Genomic DNA, 18919 nt, shown 5'->3' with positions numbered 1-18919 from the left:
GCATGGCCGGCCCATGCCTGCCGAAGAGCTCGTCATCGCGCGCCCCGAAGGGTTGTACTGCCCGCCGGGCGATTTCTACATCGACCCCTGGCGGCCGGTGGCGCGTGCCGTCATCACCCACGCGCACTCGGACCATGCGCGCGTGGGCCATGGCCACTACCTCGCGCATGAACACAGCGCCGGCACGCTGCGCGCGCGGCTGGGCGAGATCACGCTGCAGACGCTGCCCTACGGCGAAGCCATCGTCCACCATGGCGTGCGGATCTCGCTGCATCCCGCCGGCCACGTGCTGGGCTCGGCGCAGGTGCGGCTGGAACACGCGGGCCGCGTCTGGGTCGCCTCCGGCGACTACAAGACCGAGCCGGACGGGACCTGCACGCCCTTCGAGCCCGTGCCCTGCGACACCTTCATCACCGAGTCCACCTTCGGCCTGCCGATCTACCGCTGGCCCTCGCAGCCGGCGTTGTTCGAGGAGATCGATGGCTGGTGGCGCGCCAATGCCGCCCAGGGCCGCGCCTCGGTGCTGCTGTGCTACGCCTTCGGCAAGGCACAGCGCATCCTGCACGGCGTGGACGCGGCCATCGGGCCGATCGTGGTGCATGGCGCGGTGGAGCCGCTGAATGCGGTCTACCGCGCGGCCGGCGTGGCGCTGCCGCCGACCCTGCGCGTGACCGACCCCGGTGTCGATGCTGCGCTCCTGAAGCGTTCGCTGGTGCTGGCGCCGCCGTCGGCCCAGGGCACACCATGGATGCGCCGCTTCGGCCATTACTCGGACGCCTTCGCCAGCGGTTGGATGCAACTGCGCGGCACACGGCGACGGCGCGGGGTCGACCGCGGCTTCGTGATGTCGGACCACGCGGACTGGCCCGGCCTGCAGCAGGCCATCGCCGGCACGGGGGCCGAGCGCGTGTACGTCACGCACGGCAGCGTGGCGGTGATGGTGCGCTGGCTGGCGGAGAGCGGGCTGGATGCGCGGGCCTTTCATACCGAGTACGGTGATGAAGACCTGGAGCCCGTGGCGGCGGCGAGCCCCGATCCCGGCCTTCCCCCGGTGGGGGAAGGAGACAAGGCGGCGACGTGAAGCAGTTCGCGGCGCTGTACCGCGAACTCGACGCCAGCACCTCCAGCCTGGCCAAGCAGGCCGCGCTGCAGCGCTACCTGCGCCAGGCATCACCGGCCGATGCCGCCTGGGCCGTCTACTTCCTGGCCGGCGGCAAGCCGCGGCAACTGGTGCCGACGAAGCTGCTGCGGCTGCTGGCGCAGGAGACGGCGGGGCTGCCGGAGTGGCTGTTCGACGAGAGCTACGAGGCGGTGGGCGACCTGGCCGAGACCATCGCGCTGCTGCTGCCCGCGCCCGGCGACACGCATGACCTGGGCCTCGCGCAGTGGGTGGAGCAGCACCTGCTGCCCTTGCGCGGCATGCCGCCGGAGCCGCTCGCCGATGCCTTGCGCGCCCAGTGGCGCCGGCTCGCGCCGGAAGAGCGGCTGGTCTATTTCAAGCTCATCACGGGCGCCTTCCGCGTCGGGGTTTCACGCCTGCAGGTCACGCAGGCGCTGGCGGCGGTGGGCGGGCTGGACCCGAAGCGCGTGGCGCAGCGCCTGATGGGCTACACGCACATCACGGCCCAGCCCACGGCCGCCGCCTTCGCCGCGCTGATCGCGCCGGAGAGCGGCAGCGAGCTGGAGCAGCAGGCCGGCGGGCAGCCCTATCCCTTCTTCCTCGCCCATCCCTTCGCGCTGCCGCTGGCCGACTTCGATGGCGTGCTCGGGCCGCCGGCGCAGTGGCTCATCGAATGGAAGTGGGACGGCATCCGCGCGCAACTGGTGCGCCGCGGCGGCGATGTCTGCCTCTGGTCGCGCGGCGAGGAACTGGTCACCGACCGCTTTCCGGAACTGGCCGAGATGGGCCGCAGCCTGCCCGAGGGCACGGTGGTGGATGGCGAGATCGTGGTCTGGCGCGAGGACCGGGTGCAGCCCTTCGCCGAGTTGCAGAAGCGCATCGGCCGCAAGACGCTCACGCCCAAGCTGCTGCGCGAGATCCCGGTGGTGCTGCTGGCCTACGACCTGCTCGAATGGGAAGGCCGCGACCTGCGCGCGCTGCCGCTGCACGAGCGGCGCGCCCTGCTCGACGCGCGGGTCGCGCAGGCGCAGCACCCCTCGCTGATCGCCAGCCCCTTGCTGCATGGCGACAGCTGGAGCGACCTGGCCCGCCAGCGCGAGGCCGCGCGCGCCATGGGCGTCGAGGGGCTGATGCTCAAGCAGCGCGCGTCGCAGTACGGGGTCGGCCGCACCAAGGACGTCGGACTGTGGTGGAAGTGGAAGATCGATCCGCTCTCGGTCGACGCGGTGCTGGTCTATGCCCAGCGCGGCCATGGCCGGCGCGCCAGCCTCTACACCGACTACACCTTCGCCGTCTGGGACGCGCCGCCCGAGGCGGGCGAGCGCAGGCTCGTGCCCTTCGCCAAGGCCTACTCCGGCCTCACCGATGCCGAGATCGCGCGCGTCGACGCCGTCATCCGCCGCACCACCGTCGAAAGCTTCGGGCCCGTGCGCAGCCTCAGGCCCACGCTGGTCTTCGAATTGGGCTTCGAGGGCATCGCCCGCAGCGCGCGGCACAAGAGCGGCATCGCGGTGCGCTTCCCGCGCATGCTGCGCTGGCGCGAGGACAAGCCGGTGGAAGAGGCCGACACGCTGGAGACGCTGGCGGCGCTGCTGCCGGCTGCGGGATGAACGCCCCGGAGGACTGGTTCGCTGCGCGCGGCTGGGAGGCCTTCGACTTCCAGCGCGAGGTCTGGCAGGCGATCGCCGAAGGCCGCTCCGGCCTGCTGCACGCCACCACCGGCGCGGGCAAGACCTTTGCCGTCTGGCTCGGCGCGCTGCAGGCCTTCGCCACGCCAGCCACCGGCCGGCATGCGCCGCCGCTCACCCTGCTGTGGCTCACGCCCATGCGCGCGCTGGCCGCCGACACCTTGCGCGCGCTGCAGCAGCCGCTGCCGGCCCTGGCGCCGGGGTGGAGCGCCGGCGCACGCAGCGGCGACACCGGCGCCGCCGAGCGCAGCGCACAGAACCGGCGCCTGCCCACGGTGCTGGTCACCACGCCCGAGAGCCTGTCGCTGATGCTGTCGCGCGCCGATGCGAAGGAGGTCCTGGGCACGCTGCGCATGGTGGTGGTGGACGAATGGCACGAACTCATGGGCAACAAGCGCGGCGTGCAGGCGCAACTCGCGCTGGCGCGGCTGCGGCGGTGGAACCCGGCGCTGTGTACCTGGGGCATGTCGGCCACGCTCGGCAACCTGCCGCAGGCGCTGAACACCCTGCTGGCCGGCCGCGAAGGCGTGCTGGTGCAGGGCGCGCTGCCCAAGCAATTGGTGATCGACTCGCTGCTTCCGGCGCAGGTGGAGCGCTTTCCCTGGGGCGGCCACCTGGGCCTGACCATGCTGCCGCAGGTGATCGCGGAGATCGCCGCCAGCAGCGGGACACTGGTCTTCACCAACACGCGCTCGCAGTCCGAGATCTGGTACCAGGCGGTGCTGGAAGCGCGGCCCGACTGGGCCGGGCAGATCGCGCTGCACCACGGCTCGCTGGACCGCGGGGTGCGCGAATGGGTCGAGCTGGGCCTCAAGGGCGGCACGCTCAAGGCCGTGGTCTGCACCTCCAGCCTGGACCTGGGCGTGGACTTCCTGCCGGTGGAGCGCGTGCTGCAGATCGGCTCGCCCAAGGGCGTGGCGCGGCTGCTGCAGCGGGCGGGCCGCTCGGGCCATGCGCCCGGCCGTCCCTCGCGTATCACGCTGGTGCCCACGCACAGCATCGAGATGGTGGAGGGCGCAGCCGTGCGCGCCGCGGTGGCCGAGGGCCGCGTCGAGGAGCGGCGTTCCCCCGCGCAGCCGCTGGACGTGCTGGTGCAGCACCTGGTGACGGTGGCGATGGGCGGCGGTTTCGTGCCCGACGCCCTGTACGAGGAGGTGCGCGACACGAGCGCCTATGCGGGCCTCTCGCGCGAGAGCTGGCAGTGGTGCCTGGACTTCGTGTCGCAGGGCGGCCCCTCGCTGGCGGCCTACCCCGACTACCGCCGCGCGGTACCCGATGCCGAAGGCGTGTGGCGCGTGCCCGATACGCGCCTGGCACGGCGGCATCGCATGAACATCGGCACCATCGTCAGCGATGCCAGCATGACGGTGCAGTACCTGCGCGGCGCCAAGCTCGGCAGCGTGGAGGAAAGCTTCATCGCGCGCATGAAGCCGGGTGACTGCTTTCTTTTCGGCGGCCGGCTGCTGGAGCTGGTGCGCGTGCACGACATGACCGCCTGGGTGCGCCGCGCCACCGGCCGCAAGCCCTCGGTGCCGCGCTGGAATGGCGGGCGCATGCCGCTGTCGAGCACGCTGGCCGATGCGGTGGTGCAGCAGCTCGCGCGTGCGGGAGAAGGGCGCTACGACGCGCCCGAGCTGCAGCGCGTGCGGCCCTTGCTGGAGATCCAGCAGCGCTGGTCGGCCCTGCCCACGCCGCAGACCCTGCTGGCCGAACTGCTCAAGACGCGCGAGGGCTGGCACCTCTTCCTCTATCCCTTCGCGGGCCGGTTGGTGCACCTGGGCCTGGCGAGCCTGATCGCCTGGCGCGTCGCCCAGCATCGGCCGCGCACCTTCTCGATCGCTGTGAACGACTACGGCTTCGAGCTGCTGTGCGCCGATGAGGTGGACTGGCCTGCGCTGCTGCCGCAGGTGCTGGCACCCGTGCCCGCGCCCCAGCTGTTGCACGAGGTTCTGGCCTCGCTCAACGCCGGCGAATTGGCGCGGCGGCGCTTTCGCGAGATCGCGCGCGTCTCGGGGCTGATCTTCCAGGGCTACCCGGGCGAGCGCCGCAGCAACCGGCAGTTGCAGGCCTCGTCCTCGCTGTTCTACGAGGTGTTTCGCAAGTACGACCCGGCCAACCGCCTGCTGCGCCAGGCGGAGGAGGAACTGCTCGCGCAGGAGCTGGAGATCGGGCGCCTGCGCGAAGCGCTGGAGCGCATGGCCACGCAGCGGCTGGTGACGCAGGCCCTGTCGCGGCCCACACCCTTCGCCTTTCCGCTGATGGTGGAGCTGTTCCGCGAGAAGCTGTCGAACGAGGCGGTGGCCGATCGCATCGCCCGCATGGTGGCCCAGCTCGAGGAGGCAGCCGGCGGCGCGGCGCCGGCCGGCGATGGCGAGCAGGTGCGCCGCGCCCTGGCCTTCGACCGGCCTGTGGAAGACGGCGCGGCAGGTGAACAAGCGGCGCCCGCGCGTGCCGCGCGAGGGCGTGCAAAAGGTGTCGCGCGGGCTCCGATTCGCGACAATTAACGAGTTTTTGCGGCACGCCCTTTTTGAGAAACTTCCCGCGTGCCCCATGCCTCTGCCCCCTTTCGGCTCGAACTCGCCGGCCAGTCCATCGAACTGCTCCCCGAGCGCGCCCTGTGGTGGGAGGCCGGCGGCACGCTGTTCGTGGCCGACCTCCACCTGGGCAAGGCGGCCGCCTTTCGCGCGCTCGGGCAGCCCGTGCCGCACGGCACCACGAGCGAGAACCTCCAACGCCTCGACGCCCTGATCGCACGGCATCGTCCGCGCGAACTCGTGGTGCTCGGCGACTTCCTCCACGACGCACCTGGCCGCACGACGCACGTGCTGGCCAGCCTGTCGGACTGGCGCGAACGCCACGCGGCGCTGCGCTGCGTCGTGGTGAGGGGCAACCACGACAGCCGGGCCGGCGATCCGCCCGCCGAACTCGGCATCCAGATCGTCGACGAGCCGCATCTCACCGGCCCCTTCGCCGCCTGCCATCACCCCCGGGCGCACGCGACGCATTTCGTCCTCGCCGGGCATCTTCACCCGGTCTGCCGCCTGCAAGGCCGCGGACGCGACAGCCTGCGGATGCCCTGCTTCGTGCAGGAGGCGCATCGGATGGTGCTCCCGGCCTTCGGCGAATTCACCGGCGGATGTCCGGTGGAAGCCGCGGCCGGCCGGCGCTTCTTCGGCATCGGCGGCGACGCCGTGTGGCCGCTTCCCCATTGAACCTCGCCGCTGCCATGTCTTCCCGCACCTCCGATCTCCGCGAACATGCCGTCGAACTGATGCAGCAGGCGGCGTCCCTGGCCGGGATGTCCCGCGCCGAAGCGGAGGCGGTCGTCGATGCCATGAAACCCCTGCACGTGCTGGCCGACACGCTGCTGTTCGAGGAAGGCGACGCGACCGACAACGACTACATGGTGCTGGTGCTGGACGGCCAGTTGCGGGTGGTGAGCAGCGCCAACATTCCCGACGGCGAGGTCGTGATCTCGGTCGTCGGGCCCGGCAGCCTGCTGGGCGAGATGGGCGTGATCGACGGCGGCCCGCGGTCCGCCAGTTGCACCGCGCTGACCGACGTCAAGCTCGGCGTGCTGTCGCGCCAGGCCTTGTTGAGCCTGATCGAGCAACACCCGTCGGTGGGCGCGCGCCTGCTGCTCGGTGTCTCACGCATCATCACCGGCCGCCTGCGCGAGGGCAATCGCCGGCTGCGCACGCTCTCGCAGGTCTCGCGCGCCCTGCAGGTGGAGCTGGATGCGGTCCATTCGGTCAATCGCCGGCTGCTGGACCAGCAGGTGGGCGGCCGGCTGAGCCCGCAGAGCCTGTGAGCAGGCCCTACATCACGACCGGTGCGTCGGGCAACTCGTTGCGGTCGCCCTCGCCTTCGCTCCGCGGGAAGTGCGCCACCAGCAACGCCGAGACCTCCTCCAGCGCCTGCGTGATCCCGTCCTCGAAGTGCCCATGGCGGAAGGCCGCGCCCATGCGCCGGGCCATTGCCGCCCATTCCTCGGCGCTCACGTGCGCGTCGATGCCGCGGTCGGCCACGATCTCGATCGCGTGCTCGGCCAGCAGCAGGTAGATCAGCACGCCGTTGTTCTGCGCGGTGTCCCAGACGCGCAGCTTGCCGAACATCGTGATGGCCCGCTCGCGCGCCGGCGCACCGCGCCGGATGTAGGACCAGGGCAGCCCGGCCTCGATGCAGATGCGGACCTCGCCGCTGTGCCGGCGCTCGCTGGCCGCCACCCGGGCGCCCAGTCGCTCCAGGGCCTCGGGGGGGAGCATGCGCCGCACGTCGGCATCGTCGATCCAGCGATGGCGCCACAGGCGTCGGAGCCTGGAGAAGAAGGACGACGAGGTGGGTGTGACCATGGCTACCAGTCCCCCGAGGCGCCGCCGCCGCCGAAATCGCCGCCCCCCCCGGAGCTGAAGCCGCCGCCGGAGGACCCGCCGCCCCAGCTGCCGCCGCCACCGCCGCCCCAATTGCCCGGCATCGGCGTGAAGCCCCCGCCACGTCCGCGGCGGCCCGCGCCCGCACCCATGGCGCCGGACAGCAGCGTGAAGAGCAGGGCGCCCAGGCCCGCCAGCACCGAGACGACGACGCTGGCGGTCACCGCCATCACGATGGCGCCCGTCACGCCGCCCAGTGCGAGCGGTCCCAGCACCTTGCCGAGCAGGGCGCGCGCGATGGGGCCGCCGACGATCACCCCGAAGAACAGGAAGATCGCGAGGTCCTCCCAGTCGAAGCCCCGGTCCTCGCCCTGGCCGCCGCTGAAGTCGCCGCTTTTCGCATCGACCTCCGGCAGCGGCTCGCCCTTGATGCGCGCGATCAGTTGATCGGCCGCCGCGTCCAGCCCGCCGGCGAAGTCGTTCTCGCGAAAGCGCGGCTTCATCGCGAAGTCGATGATGCGGGCCGCCGCGATGTCGGGCACCGCGCCCTCGAGCGTCTTCGCGACCTCGATGCGCATCCTGCGGTCGTTCTTGGCGACGACGACGAGGATGCCGTCCCCCACCTCGCGGCGGCCGATGCGCCAGGCGTTGGCGACGCGGTTGGCGTAGCTCGCGATGTCTTCGGGCGCGGTCGTGGGCACCATGAGCATCACGATCTGCGAGCCCTTCTGCTGCTCCAGGGCCTGGAGCTTGGCCTCCAGCGCCGCGCGCTGTGCGGCGTCGAGCGTGCCGGTCTGGTCGATCACCCGCGCGGTGAGCACGGGCACCGGCCGCAGCTCCTGCGCCCACGCGCCTGCGAGCGCGACGGCCATCAGGACGAAGGCCGCCAGCACGCGCCGGAGGAAGGCGGTCACGATCAGGGCCTGTTGACGCTCACAAGCCCTTCTACTTCTTGGGTGCGCCGAAATCGACGGTCGGCGGCGTGGAGATCTGGGCCTCGTTCTGCACGCTGAAGGTGGGCTTGGGGTCGTAGCTGAAGACCTTGGCCGTGATGTTGGTAGGGAAGGAGCGCGCCAGCACGTTGTACTCCTGCACCGTCTGGATGTAGCGGTTGCGGGCGACGGTGATCCGGTTCTCGGTGCCTTCCAGCGTCACGCGCAGGTCGCGGAAGGCCTGGTTGGCCTTGAGGTTGGGGTACTGCTCGGCCACCACCATCAGGCGCGACAGGGCGCCGGAGAGCTCGCCCTGCGCCTGCTGGAATCGGTTGAAGGCCTCGGGGTTGTTGAGCGTCTCGGGCGTGACCTGGATCGAGGTGGCCTTGGCGCGCGCCTCGATCACCTTGGTCAAAGTCTCCTGCTCGAAGTTGGCCTCGCCCTTGACGGTGGCGACGATGTTGGGCACGAGGTCGGCGCGCCGCTGGTACTGGTTGAGCACTTCGCTCCAGGCCGATTTGCTGGCCTCGTCGAGGCGCTGGAAGTCGTTGTAGCCGCAGCCGCCGAGCGAGAGTGCGCCAAGCGCGGTGAGGAGAACCAGGAGCCAGCGTTTCATGATCGCCATCGTGAAGCCTCTCTTCTTTCTTGCGCAGTTGCCGTTGTTGCCGTTCCGGCCGAAGCGCGAAGTTAGCATAGACCGATGGCAGTCGATCCCCTTCAGGCACTGCAGGCGGCGGGCCGGCCGGCGCCGCCTGCGCACCCGGGCGACGCGGGCACGCTGCTGATCGCCGGCGCGACCGGTGCGCTGGGCCAGGAGCTGGTGCGCCGGATGGCCGGCCGCCATCGTTTCGCTCACACGCGCGTGCTGGCGCGCGAACCCATCCGCGATGCGGTGCACGGGCTCGAGACGCTGCTCGCGCCCGGCCCCGAGATCGACCGGTGGCCGCGCGTGGCCGCCGACACCGCGCTGGTGTTGTTCGAACCACCGCGCCTCTACTACGAGCGCGAGCGTGCGTTGTGGACGCCCGCGCCGTCCGAGCTGCCCGCGCTCGCGGCCTGGCTGCGGGCCTGCGGCGTGCGCACGCTGGCGGTGGTGCAGCCGCACGACCAGGGCCGTCTGCCGGAAGCGCTCAAGCGCGGCCTGGCCAGCCTCGACGAGCAGGCGGTGGTGGCGCAGGGCTTCGAGCGCGTGCTCATCCTGCGCTCCGCGCGCAAGCCCGAGGCGCTGCGCCTGGCCCATCCGGCCGAGCGGCTGGCGGCCTGGATGCTGTCCATCGCCCGTTTCATGGTGCCCACCAGCGAGCAGCCGGTGCGTGCGGCCAAGGTGGCCGAACTGGTCGACCTGGCGCTGCGCATCGCCCCGCCGGGCGTGCACGTGGCCGCGCCGGAACTGGTCTGGCAGGCGGCGCAGGGCGAGCTCGAGTCGGTGGCGCGCGGCTGGCTGCGGCCGGTGCCGGGTTGAGGGCCGGTGCTGCCGCCGGGCGAGGCAAAATCGGCATCCCAGCCGCAGTCGACGTTGTCCATGTCCACCAAGACCAAACTCCGCGCCGCCACCGTCGGCGGTACCGCAGACGACGTGGAGGCGGCCTTCTACGAAGCGCTTCAACTCGGCGACGTCGACGCGCTGATGGCCTGCTGGGCCGACGAGGACGAAGTCTTCTGCGTGCACCCCGGCGGTCCGCGCCTGGTGGGTACCGTCGCGATCCGCGGCGCCTTCGAGCAGATGTTCGCCAAGGGCGCGATCCACGCCACGCCGGCGCGCGTGCGCAAGGTGGAGTCGCTCGCCAGCGCGGTGCACAACGTCCTCGAGCGCATCGAGGTCCTGACCGCGGAAGGCCCGCGCCATGCCTTCGTGCTGGCGACCAACGTCTATCACAAGACGGCCGAGGGCTGGCGCATGGTGGCGCACCATGCCAGCCCTGGCACCGTGCAAGCGCCCGACGAGGCGGACGAGAAGCCGCAGGTCCTGCACTGATGACGCCTTCCTATGCCGCGCCCCGCTGGCTGCCGGGCGGTCATTTCCAGACCATCTGGCCCGCGCTCTTCGCACGGCGCGCGGCGGTGCCGCTGCCGCCCTACCGCCGCGAGCGCTGGACCACGCCGGACGGCGATTTCGTCGACGTGGACTTCCTGGCGGAGCAGGCGCCGGCGGGGCGGCCGCTGCTGGTGCTCTTCCATGGACTGGAAGGGTCCTCGAAGAGTCACTACGCCGAGGCCTTCGCGGCCCAGGCGCTGGCACGCGGCTGGGCCTTCGCGGTGCCGCACTTCCGCGGCTGCAGTGGCGAGATCAACCTCGCTCCGCGGGCCTATCACTCGGGGGACTTCGAGGAAGTCGGCTGGATCCTCGCACGCCTGCGCGAACGCCATGCGGGGCCGATGCTCGTGGCGGGCGTCTCGCTGGGAGGCAACGCTTTGCTTCGCTGGGCCGAGGAGGCAGGCGAGGAGGCGGGCAAGACGGCCCGCGCCGTGGCCTCCGTCAGCGCACCGCTGGACCTCGCGGCCGGCGGCGCGGCCATCGGGCGCGGCTTCAATCGGCTGGTCTACACGCGGATGTTCCTGTCGACGATGAAGCCCAAGGCCCTGGCCAAGCTGGCCCAGCACCCGGGCCTGTTCGACCGCGAGGCACTGCTGGCAGCCCGCGATCTCTACGCCTTCGACGATGTGTTCACCGCGCCGCTGCACGGCTTTCGCGACACGCAGGACTACTGGGCGCGCGCCTCGGCCAAGCCGCACCTGGCGGCGATCCGCATCCCCACGCTGGCGCTGAATGCGGCCAACGATCCCTTCGTGCCCGCGGCCAGCCTGCCGCGGCCGCAGGACGTCGGCCGGCACGTCACGCTGTGGCAGCCGGCCCATGGCGGCCACGTCGGCTTCCCGCTGGGGCTGCCGCCGGGGCACGTGCGCGGCATGCCGGAGGGCGTGAGCGCCTGGCTGGCGCAGCATCTCTGAGGCCCGTGTTCCGGCATCGGCCTTGTCCGATGGCGGCGCGGGCCGATCGGGAACAGAATCCCCGCATGGATGACATCGTCAAGCAGGCGCTCGCGAAGTGGCCCAATGTGCCGCACTGCTATGGCTGGCTGGGCCTGGATGCGCGCGGCAACTGGTACTTGCGCGATGACCGCACGCAGGCCGCGGGACCGTTCCCGGCATCGAAGGGCTCGCTGCTGCAGCACGAGAAGCTGATCGACTTCATCCAGCGCAATTACGAGAGCGACGAGCGCGGCCAGTGGTTTTTCCAGAACGGACCGCAGCGCGTGTATGTCGCGCTCGAGGCCGCGCCCTGGGTCTGGCGTGTGAGCGAGGATCTCTCGGTGCGCTCGCATACGGGCCAGGCGGTCGAGCCTTCGGCCTGCCTGATCGACGAGGAAGGCCGCCTCTACCTCGTCACGCCGCTGGGGCTGGGGCTGGTGCACACGCAGGACATGGGGCTGGCCGCGGAGGCCGTGGAGCAGGGGCGCTGGACGCCGGAGCCCGTGCGTGCAGCGGATCTGCCGGCGCGCTTCGGCCATGTGATGACTCCAGGCCCTTAGCTCTTCCCCCAGGCTCCCCCACTTCGCATGGTCCGCGAATCCCCTTGCCGATGGCAACACCCGCGGCCCGGCAAAGCCTTCGGACCTACAACAGAAAAAGCCCGCTGTTGCGGGCTTTTTGCTGGGCACAGCGCCCGCAGAGTCGAGCTGAACTACTTGGCGGCCTCGGACGCCGGCGCTGCCGCGGCAGCAGCGGCCGGGGCGGCAGCAGCGGCTGGGGCGGCAGCAGCGGCTGGGGCGGCAGCAGCGGCCGGGGCGGCAGCAGCGGCCGGGGCGGCAGCAGCGGCTGGGGCGGCAGCAGCGGCTGGGGCGGCCCCTTCGGCGGCGGCCGCACCTTCGGCCGCAGGACGGTCCGGCACCGGGAACTTGGCGCCACCCGCGTTGGCCAGGTAGACCACCGCACGGCCGATCTCGACGTCTTCGAAATCGCCGCCGCCCTGCGGCGGCATCGCGCCCTTGCCCTTGAGCGCATGCTCGAGCAGGGTGGCGTAGCCCTGGCCGATGCGCGGGCCCCAGGCCGCGGCGTCGTTGAGGTGCGGTGCGCCCGGGATGCCCGGGGCGCCGTGGCAGGCCACGCACTGCGCCTTGAACACTGCTTCGCCGGTGGCCAGCGGACGGTTGGCATCGCGGATCTCGATGGCCCCGACCTTCTTGAGGCGCTCGGCCAGGTCGCGGTCGCGGGCATCGCTGGAGACGCCGTAGAGCGACATGCTCTCGCCCTTGGCCTCCCCCGAGGGGCGGTTGGCGGAGCTCACGTAGGAGACCAGCCCGACGATGATCAGGATCGGCGCAATGAAGGAGAAGAAGACCGCCAGCAGCAGCTGTTTGGGATTCTTGATGGGGCCTGTGTGGGCATCTTCTGTGGCCTGGTAGTGCGCGTCGTCGCTCATTGGGTCCTCAGTGTGGGGCTCTTCGGGGGCTTTCGGGTCAACCGGCGATTATAGAGAGGCGCCCGGAGGCGCCCCGGGCGCGCTCATCGGGTCGCCCAGCCGCCGCCGAGCGTCTTGAACAAGGTCACCTGGTTTTGCAGCTGCGCGAGGTGGATCTGCACGGCCGCCTGCTGGGCACCATAGAGCGAACGCTGGGCGTCCAGCAGGTCCAGGGCGCTCGCGATGCCATTGCGATAGCGCAGGTCGGAGAGCTTGAGGCGCACCGACTCCGCCTCCGTCTGCGCCCGCAGCGCGCGCCGTTGCTCGCTCAGGGTGGCGCGACCCGCGAGCGCGTCGGCGACTTCGCGGAAGCCCGTCTGGATCGCCTTCTCGTACTGCGCCACCGCGATGTCGCGGCCGGCCCGCGCCGCGTCCAGCCCGGCCTGGTTGCGTCCGGCGTCGAAGATCGGCAGCGTGAGCTGTGGCGCGAAGGTCCAGGCCTTGGTACCGCGCTCGAACAGCTTCGAGAACTCGCTGCTGGCCGTGCCGATGGAGGAGGTCAGCGTGATGCGCGGGAAGAAGGCCGCCCGTGCCGCGCCGATGTTGGCGTTGGCCGCGATCAACTGCTGCTCCGCGGCGCGGATGTCGGGCCGCTCGCCCAGCAGGTCGGAGGGTGTGCCGGCCGGCAGCTCGGGCATCGCCGCGACCCCGTCCAGTCCGCGCGCGCCGCCCTCGGTGGCCTCGGGCGGCACCGGCGCGCCCAGCAGCAGCGCGAGCGCGTTCTCGTCCTGCATGCGCAGCCGCTGCTGTTCCGCGTAGGTGGCGCGTGCGCTCTCGGCCAGCGAATCGGCCAGCCGCAGATCGAGCTCCGAGGACACGCCGTTGTCGAAGCGCAGCCGGGTCAGCTTCTGCGACTCCTCGCGCGTCTTGAGCGTCTGCCGCGTGATCGCGAGCAGCTCCTCGTCGGCGATCAGCGTGAGCCAGCCGCTCGCCACCGCCGAGATCAGGCTGATCTGCGTGGCCTTGCGCGATTCCTCGGTGGCGAGGAACTGCGCCAGCGCCTGTTCCTTGAGGCTGGCGACGCGGCCGAAGAAGTCGAGTTCCCAGGCCGTGATGCCGAGGCCGACGGAATAGCTCGACGCCACGCTGCCGCCCAGCCCCGCGGCCGCCAGCGGATTCGGCGCCGAGCGCGAGCCGCTGGCGGAGAGATCGAGCGCCGGGAACTGCGCTGCGCGCTGGATCTGGAACTGCGCGCGCGCCTGCTCGATGTTGGCCACCGCCACGCGCAGGTCGCGGTTGTTGGCCAAGGCGGTCTCGATCAGCGTCGCGAGGCGCGGGTCGGTGAAGTAGTCCTGCCAGGCCAGCGTCGAGGCCGGCGAGCGGGTGGTGGCCGCGGGCTGAGCGCCAGGATAGGCGCCCGGCACCGGCGCTGCCGGGCGCTCGTAGGTCGGGATCAGGGAGCAACCGGCCAACGCCAGGGCGGCCGCCGCGGCGAGCGATGTACGGAGGAGTGCTTTCATCTCAGTGCTCCACCACGCTATCGCGTGACCCGCGACGCATGAAGTACGCCGGCCGCGAAGCCGGCCCGTTCGGGAGCACCCGCGGAACCGGCTTTGCCGGGCCGCAGGGTGCGCCCCCGGTGAGGGGGTTGGCGGACCACACGAAGTGGGGGAGCCTGGGGGGGAGCAACATCCTCCGCGGAACCGGCTTTGCCGGGCCGCTGGGTGCGCCCCCGGTGAGGGGGTTGGCGGACCACACGAAGTGGGGGAGCCTGGGGGAGAGTGTCATTTCAGCTCGGTGCATGGGGGGCTTCTTCAATGCCTGCAGCCTCTGCGTGACGCCGATCGACCTCGTGCTGGCGCTCGCTGCCCTTGAACAGGCTGCGCACCACCACGAAGAACACCGGCACGAAGAACACCGCCAGCACGGTGCCCGTGACCATGCCGCCGATCACGCCGGTGCCGATCGCGCGCTGGCTGGCCGAGCCCGCGCCGCTGGCGAGGACCAGCGGCATCACGCCCAGGCCGAAGGCCAGCGAGGTCATGATGATCGGCCGGAACCGCAGGTGCGCTGCGGCCAGCGCGGATTCGACGACGCCGCGTCCCTGCGCCTGCAGGTCTTTCGCGAACTCGATGATCAGGATCGCGTTTTTCGCCGACAGGCCGATGATGGTGATCAGGCCGACCTGGAAGTACACATCGTTCGAGTAAGCGCGCAGCATCGTCGCGAGCAGCACGCCGAGCACGCCCAGCGGCACCACCAGGATCACGGCCAGCGGGATGGTCCAGCTCTCGTACAGCGCGGCCAGGCACAGGAACACCGCCAGGATGGCGAAGGCGTAGAGGATGACGGCCTGCGCACCGGCGAGCTTTTCCTCGCGCGACTGGCCCGTCCACTCGTAGCCGAAGCCCTGGGGCAGCTGCGCGGCGAGCTTTTCGATCTCGGCCATCGCGGCGCCCGAGCTGTAGCCCGGCGCGGCCGAGCCCGAGATGCGCACGGCCGGGTAGCCGTTGTAGCGCACCGTCTGCTGCGCGCCGTTGACCCAGCGCGTGCTCGCGAAAGCCGAGAGCGGCACCGGCTCGCCCTTGCTGTTGGGCGCGTTGAGCCGCAGCAGGTCCTCCGGCTGCATGCGCGCCGGGGCATCGGCCTGCACCACCACGCGCTGCAGGCGTCCCTGGTTCGGGAAGTCGTTCACGTAGGTGGAGCCGAGCGCGGTCGACAGCGTGGCGTTGATCGCGTCGAAGCCCACGCCCAGCGCGTTCGCCTTGTCGCGGTCGATGTCGATCTGCAGCTGCGGGGCGTCTTCCAGCCCGTCCGGGCGCACCTGCGTCAGGATCGGGCTCTTGCTGGCCATGCCCAGGAGCTGGTTGCGCGCGTTGGTGAGCGCCTCGTGGCCGGCGCCGTTGCGGTCCTGCAGCCGGAAGCTGAAGCCGCTGGCGTTGCCCAGCTCGGGGATGGGCGGCGGCGACAGCGGGTAGATGAAGGCATCGCGGATGCGCGACAGCGCGCCGAAGGCCCGCCCGGCGACCGCTTCGGCCGAGTGGGCCGGGTCGTGGCGCTCTTCCCACGGCTTCAGCGTGACGAAGGCGAGGCCTGCGTTCTGTCCCTGGCCGGAGAAGCTGAAGCCCAGCACGCCGACCATGCTTTCCACCTCGGGCTGCTTGAGGATGTAGCCCTCCACGTCCTGCATCACCGACAGCATCCGTTCCTGCGTCGCGCCCGGGGGCAACTGCACGTTGACGATGATGTAGCCCTGGTCTTCCTGCGGCAGGAAGGAGGTGGGCAACTGGCGGTACACGACGAACACCGCGCCGATGATCGCGGCGTAGATCACCAGGTAACGCGCCGCGCGCTTGAGGATGCGCGCCACGATGCTTTCATAGCCCTTGGCCGTGCGGGAAAAGCTGCGGTTGAACCAGCCGAAGAAACCCCGCTTTTCGTGGTGATGGCCGGCTTCCACCGGCTTGAGCAGCGTGGCGCACAGCGCCGGCGTGAGCGACAGCGCCATGAAGGCCGAGAAGGCGATCGAGGCGACCATCACCGCCGAGAACTGGCGGTAGATGTTGCCGGTGGAGCCGGCAAAGAAGGCCAGCGGCACGAACACCGAGATCAGCACCACGGTCACGCCGACGATGGCGCCGGAAATCTGCCGCATCGCCTTGCGCGTGGCCTCCAGCGGCGGCAGGCCTTCCTCGCTCATGATGCGCTCGACGTTTTCCACCACGACGATGGCGTCGTCCACCACGATGCCGATCACCAGAACCATGCCGAACATGGTCAGCACATTGATCGAGAAGCCCAGTGCCAGCAGGGTGGCGAAGGTGCCCAGCAGCGCGATCGGCACCACGACGGTCGGGATCAGGGTGTAGCGCCAGTTCTGCAGGAACAGGAACATCACCAGGAACACCAGCGCCACCGCTTCGAACAGCGTCTTCACCACCTCGGTGATGGAGATGTTCACGAAGCGCGAGCTGTCGTAGGGGATGGTCCACGACACGCCCTGCGGGAAAAAGCGCTCCAGCTCGCTCATCTTGGCGCGGATCGCCTTGGCCGACTGCAGCGCGTTGCCGCTCGGGGCGAGCTGCACGCCGATGCCCACCGCCTGCTGGCCGTTCAGCCGCGCCGAGGTGGCGTAGCTCTGGCCGCCCAGCTCGATGCGCGCGACGTCCTTGAGGCGCACCGTGGAGCCGTCGGTGTTGGCGCGCAGCACGATCTCGCCGAACTGTGCGGGGCTCGTGAGTTGGCCATTGACCACCACCGTGGCGGCGATGGCCTGGCCCGGCACGTTCGGCAGGTCGCCGATGGTGCCGGAGGACACTTGCGCGTTCTGCGCGCGGATGGCCGCGTTGACCTCGGCTGCCGACAGGTTGTAGCCCCGCAGCTTGGCCGGGTCGATCCAGACGCGCATGGCCCGCTCGGTGCCGAACAGCTGGGCCTGGCCGATGCCCGCCACGCGCTGCAGCTCGGGCACCACGTTGCGCGAGGCGTAGTCGCCCAGGGCCGTGGTGTCGATCGCCGGGTTGGTGGACGACAGCATCGTGAACAACAGGAAGTTGTTGCGCGACTTGTCCACGCGCACGCCCTGCTGCGTCACCGCGGCCGGCAGCCGCGGCGTGGCGCGCGACAGGCGGTTCTGCACGTCCACCTGCGCGAGGTCGGGGTTGGTGCCGGTCTCGAAGGTGATGGTGATGGTGCCGGTGCCGTCCGCCTGCGCCACCGACTCCATGTAGATGAGGCCGGGAGAGCCGTTCATCTCGCGCTCGATGACCGACAGCACGCTGTCTTCCAGCGTCTGCGCGGAAGCGCCGGGGTAGGCTGTGTTGATCACGATCGCCGGCGGCGCCACCGGCGGGTACTGCGCGATCGGCAATTGGGTGATGGACACCGCCCCCAGCACGATGATGAACAGCGCGATCACCCACGCGAAGATGGGCCGGTCGATGAAGAACTTTGCCATGCGGGCGCGCTCCTCAGGGCTTCGCGGCCGGAGCCGAGGCAGCGGCGGCGGGGGCCGGGGCGGGCGCGGTGGGCACGGCGGTGGCCGGTGCCGGCGGCTTCCAGGGCACCGCCTTCACCGGGGAGCCCGGCGGCATCATCATCAGCTTCTGGAAGCCGTCGACCATGACTTGTTCGCCGGCCTTCAGGCCTTCGAGCACGATCCACTGGTTGTCCTGCGCCGCGCTGATCTTCACCGTGCGCTTGTGCATCTTGCCCTCGGCATCGACCACCGTGAGCGTGTCGCCCTGCTGGGTGCGCGTGACCGCCTGCTGCGGCACCGTGATCGCGTTGGTGGCCTGCGCCTGCTCCACCTTCACGCGCACGTACAGGCCGGGCAGCAACTCGCCCTTCGGGTTGGGCACTTCGGCACGCAGCGTGACCTGCCCGGTGGTCGAGTCCACCGTGAGATCCGAGAACAGAAGCTTGCCCGGCAGCGCGTATTCGCTGCCGCCTTCCAGCACCACGCGCACACTCGCCGCATCGGTTCCGCTGGCACGCTTGAACTGGCCGCCCTCCATGGCGCGGCGCAGCTTGAGCACCTCGTTGGCCGATTGCGTGAAGTTCACGTACATCGGATCGATCTGCTGGATCACCGCCAGCGGCGTCGCGTCGCCCTGGCCCACCAACGCGCCCTCGGTCACCAGCGCGCGGCCGATGCGGCCGGCGATGGGGGCGGTCACGCTGGCGTAGCCCAGGTTGATCTTGGCCGTCTGCACCGAGGCGCGGCCCACGGCGATGTCCGCTTCGGCCGTCTTGGCGGCGGCCACGGCGTTCAGGTATTCCTGCTTGCTCACCGCATTGGCTTCCACCAGCGGCTTGTAGCGTTCTGCCAGCGCCCGGGCCTGGACCGCGTTCGCCTCGGCGCGCGCCAGGCTGGCCTGCGCGCTCTGGGCGGCGGCCAGGTAGGGCGCGGGATCGATGTTGAACAGGAGTTGTCCGGCCTTCACGTCGCTGCCCTCGCGGAACAGGCGCTTCTGCAGGATGCCGGCCGCCCGGGCCCGCACTTCCGCCACGCGGGAGGCTTCGAGCCGGCCCGGCAACTCGGTCACCATGCCGACGTCGCGAGGCGTTGCCACCACCACGCCGACTTCGGGCGGCGGCGGCGCGCCGCCGCCCGCGCCTGCGCCCGGCGCCCCGCCGGCCGGGGCTTCACTCTTGCCGCAGCCTGCGAGTGCCAGCACCGCGGCGGCGGCGACGGCGGCCAGGACGGGGCGGCGCGGCAAGAACGACAAAGTGGGGCGCGAGACATGCAGGAGAGGCATGCGAATCCTTTGAAGCGAAAACGGGAATGGAGGCGCGCCCGCGGTGCGCGTAGCACCACGGCGAATCTGACCATCGGGAGGGGGCCAAGTGTACATACATTCATGCATGTATAGTGACAACCCCTGACATGCATGGAAATTCAAGGAGGG

At 70.9% G+C, this 18919-nt stretch carries 16 protein-coding genes; 9 read left to right on the top strand and 7 right to left on the bottom strand.

Annotation, left to right across the window (positions count from 1 at the left end):
• The first annotated feature begins 13 nt into the window (after nt 1–13).
• Genes ABEA07_RS26545 through ABEA07_RS26525 form a run of 5 tightly spaced genes read left to right on the top strand, consistent with a single transcriptional unit; the run spans nt 14 to nt 6619 of the window.
• The gene (locus ABEA07_RS26545) at nt 14–1081 is read left to right on the top strand and encodes a ligase-associated DNA damage response exonuclease (RefSeq protein WP_345541670.1); all 1068 of its coding nucleotides are present in this window, start codon (nt 14–16) and stop codon (nt 1079–1081) included.
• Nucleotides 1078–2730: an ATP-dependent DNA ligase gene (locus ABEA07_RS26540; protein ID WP_345541668.1), complete on the top strand. Its 1653-nt coding sequence runs from the start codon at nt 1078–1080 to the stop codon at nt 2728–2730. Before ABEA07_RS26545 ends, ABEA07_RS26540 begins: the two co-directional genes overlap by 4 nt.
• The gene (locus ABEA07_RS26535; RefSeq protein WP_345541667.1) at nt 2727–5312 is read left to right on the top strand and encodes a ligase-associated DNA damage response DEXH box helicase; all 2586 of its coding nucleotides are present in this window, start codon (nt 2727–2729) and stop codon (nt 5310–5312) included. Before ABEA07_RS26540 ends, ABEA07_RS26535 begins: the two co-directional genes overlap by 4 nt.
• A gap of 39 nt (nt 5313–5351) precedes the next feature.
• A complete protein-coding gene (gene pdeM, locus ABEA07_RS26530) occupies nt 5352–6020 on the top strand; it encodes a ligase-associated DNA damage response endonuclease PdeM (protein ID WP_345541665.1) in 669 nt (222 codons plus the stop codon).
• Nucleotides 6021–6034: 14 nt separating this feature from the next.
• Nucleotides 6035–6619, top strand: a complete 585-nt coding sequence (locus tag ABEA07_RS26525; protein ID WP_345541663.1) for a cyclic nucleotide-binding domain-containing protein — start codon at nt 6035–6037, stop codon at nt 6617–6619.
• Nucleotides 6620–6626: 7 nt separating this feature from the next.
• Here ABEA07_RS26525 and ABEA07_RS26520 read toward each other — a convergent pair whose 3' ends face one another.
• Genes ABEA07_RS26520 through ABEA07_RS26510 form a run of 3 tightly spaced genes read right to left on the bottom strand, consistent with a single transcriptional unit; the run spans nt 6627 to nt 8726 of the window.
• The gene (locus tag ABEA07_RS26520; RefSeq protein WP_345541661.1) at nt 6627–7160 is read right to left on the bottom strand and encodes a TPM domain-containing protein; all 534 of its coding nucleotides are present in this window, start codon (nt 7158–7160) and stop codon (nt 6627–6629) included.
• 2 nt (nt 7161–7162) lie between these two features.
• Nucleotides 7163–8095: a TPM domain-containing protein gene (locus ABEA07_RS26515; protein WP_425584182.1), complete on the bottom strand. Its 933-nt coding sequence runs from the start codon at nt 8093–8095 to the stop codon at nt 7163–7165.
• Nucleotides 8096–8123: 28 nt separating this feature from the next.
• Nucleotides 8124–8726 (bottom strand): LemA family protein, encoded by a 603-nt coding sequence (locus tag ABEA07_RS26510; RefSeq protein ID WP_345541660.1) that lies wholly within the window; start codon nt 8724–8726, stop codon nt 8124–8126.
• A gap of 84 nt (nt 8727–8810) precedes the next feature.
• On the opposite strand from ABEA07_RS26510, the gene ABEA07_RS26505 reads away from it, so the two are divergent.
• From ABEA07_RS26505 to ABEA07_RS26490, 4 genes are all read left to right on the top strand, one after another.
• Nucleotides 8811–9572, top strand: coding sequence for a hypothetical protein (locus tag ABEA07_RS26505; protein WP_345541659.1), 762 nt, complete (start codon nt 8811–8813; stop codon nt 9570–9572).
• Nucleotides 9573–9632: 60 nt separating this feature from the next.
• Nucleotides 9633–10085, top strand: a complete 453-nt coding sequence (locus ABEA07_RS26500) for a YybH family protein (protein WP_345541658.1) — start codon at nt 9633–9635, stop codon at nt 10083–10085.
• Entirely contained in the window at nt 10085–11059 is a 975-nt protein-coding gene (locus tag ABEA07_RS26495) for a YheT family hydrolase (protein ID WP_345541656.1), read from the top strand. The genes ABEA07_RS26500 and ABEA07_RS26495 overlap by 1 nt, the downstream gene beginning before the upstream one ends.
• A 65-nt stretch (nt 11060–11124) precedes the next feature.
• Entirely contained in the window at nt 11125–11640 is a 516-nt protein-coding gene (locus ABEA07_RS26490; RefSeq protein WP_345541655.1) for a DUF2946 family protein, read from the top strand.
• Nucleotides 11641–11792: 152 nt separating this feature from the next.
• On the opposite strand, the gene ABEA07_RS26485 is transcribed toward ABEA07_RS26490, so the two are convergent.
• The 4 genes from ABEA07_RS26485 to ABEA07_RS26470 form a co-directional block, all read right to left on the bottom strand.
• Nucleotides 11793–12530 carry a c-type cytochrome gene (locus tag ABEA07_RS26485; protein WP_345541654.1) on the bottom strand — a complete coding sequence of 246 codons (738 nt, stop codon included), beginning with the start codon at nt 12528–12530 and terminating at the stop codon, nt 11793–11795.
• 83 nt (nt 12531–12613) lie between these two features.
• On the bottom strand, nt 12614–14029 hold the full coding sequence (locus ABEA07_RS26480; RefSeq protein ID WP_345541653.1) for an efflux transporter outer membrane subunit: 1416 nt from the start codon (nt 14027–14029) through the stop codon (nt 12614–12616).
• Nucleotides 14030–14298: 269 nt separating this feature from the next.
• Nucleotides 14299–17466, bottom strand: a complete 3168-nt coding sequence (locus tag ABEA07_RS26475; protein ID WP_345541652.1) for an efflux RND transporter permease subunit — start codon at nt 17464–17466, stop codon at nt 14299–14301.
• Nucleotides 17467–17479: 13 nt separating this feature from the next.
• Nucleotides 17480–18769, bottom strand: a complete 1290-nt coding sequence (locus ABEA07_RS26470) for an efflux RND transporter periplasmic adaptor subunit (protein WP_345541650.1) — start codon at nt 18767–18769, stop codon at nt 17480–17482.
• Nucleotides 18770–18919: the final 150 nt, after the last annotated feature.

The organism is Variovorax defluvii, assembly GCF_039541515.1.
GTDB lineage: Bacteria > Pseudomonadota > Gammaproteobacteria > Burkholderiales > Burkholderiaceae_C > Variovorax > Variovorax defluvii.
The sequence above is the reverse complement of the archived record's forward strand: the minus strand, read 5'-3'. Positions and strand labels throughout refer to the sequence as shown.

What these genes read in the sequence shown, in the direction of transcription:
- ABEA07_RS26545 (WP_345541670.1), top strand. Translation starts at nt 14, where the DNA reads ATGCCTGCCGAAGAGCTCGTCATCGCGCGCCCCGAAGGGTTGTACTGC.
- ABEA07_RS26535 (WP_345541667.1), top strand. Translation starts at nt 2,727, where the DNA reads ATGAACGCCCCGGAGGACTGGTTCGCTGCGCGCGGCTGGGAGGCCTTC.
- ABEA07_RS26525 (WP_345541663.1), top strand. Translation starts at nt 6,035, where the DNA reads ATGTCTTCCCGCACCTCCGATCTCCGCGAACATGCCGTCGAACTGATG.
- ABEA07_RS26520 (WP_345541661.1), bottom strand. Translation starts at nt 7,160, where the DNA reads ATGGTCACACCCACCTCGTCGTCCTTCTTCTCCAGGCTCCGACGCCTG.
- ABEA07_RS26510 (WP_345541660.1), bottom strand. Translation starts at nt 8,726, where the DNA reads ATGAAACGCTGGCTCCTGGTTCTCCTCACCGCGCTTGGCGCACTCTCG.
- ABEA07_RS26505 (WP_345541659.1), top strand. Translation starts at nt 8,811, where the DNA reads ATGGCAGTCGATCCCCTTCAGGCACTGCAGGCGGCGGGCCGGCCGGCG.
- ABEA07_RS26500 (WP_345541658.1), top strand. Translation starts at nt 9,633, where the DNA reads ATGTCCACCAAGACCAAACTCCGCGCCGCCACCGTCGGCGGTACCGCA.
- ABEA07_RS26495 (WP_345541656.1), top strand. Translation starts at nt 10,085, where the DNA reads ATGACGCCTTCCTATGCCGCGCCCCGCTGGCTGCCGGGCGGTCATTTC.
- ABEA07_RS26490 (WP_345541655.1), top strand. Translation starts at nt 11,125, where the DNA reads ATGGATGACATCGTCAAGCAGGCGCTCGCGAAGTGGCCCAATGTGCCG.
- ABEA07_RS26485 (WP_345541654.1), bottom strand. Translation starts at nt 12,530, where the DNA reads ATGAGCGACGACGCGCACTACCAGGCCACAGAAGATGCCCACACAGGC.
- ABEA07_RS26480 (WP_345541653.1), bottom strand. Translation starts at nt 14,029, where the DNA reads ATGAAAGCACTCCTCCGTACATCGCTCGCCGCGGCGGCCGCCCTGGCG.
- ABEA07_RS26475 (WP_345541652.1), bottom strand. Translation starts at nt 17,466, where the DNA reads ATGGCAAAGTTCTTCATCGACCGGCCCATCTTCGCGTGGGTGATCGCG.
- ABEA07_RS26470 (WP_345541650.1), bottom strand. Translation starts at nt 18,769, where the DNA reads ATGCCTCTCCTGCATGTCTCGCGCCCCACTTTGTCGTTCTTGCCGCGC.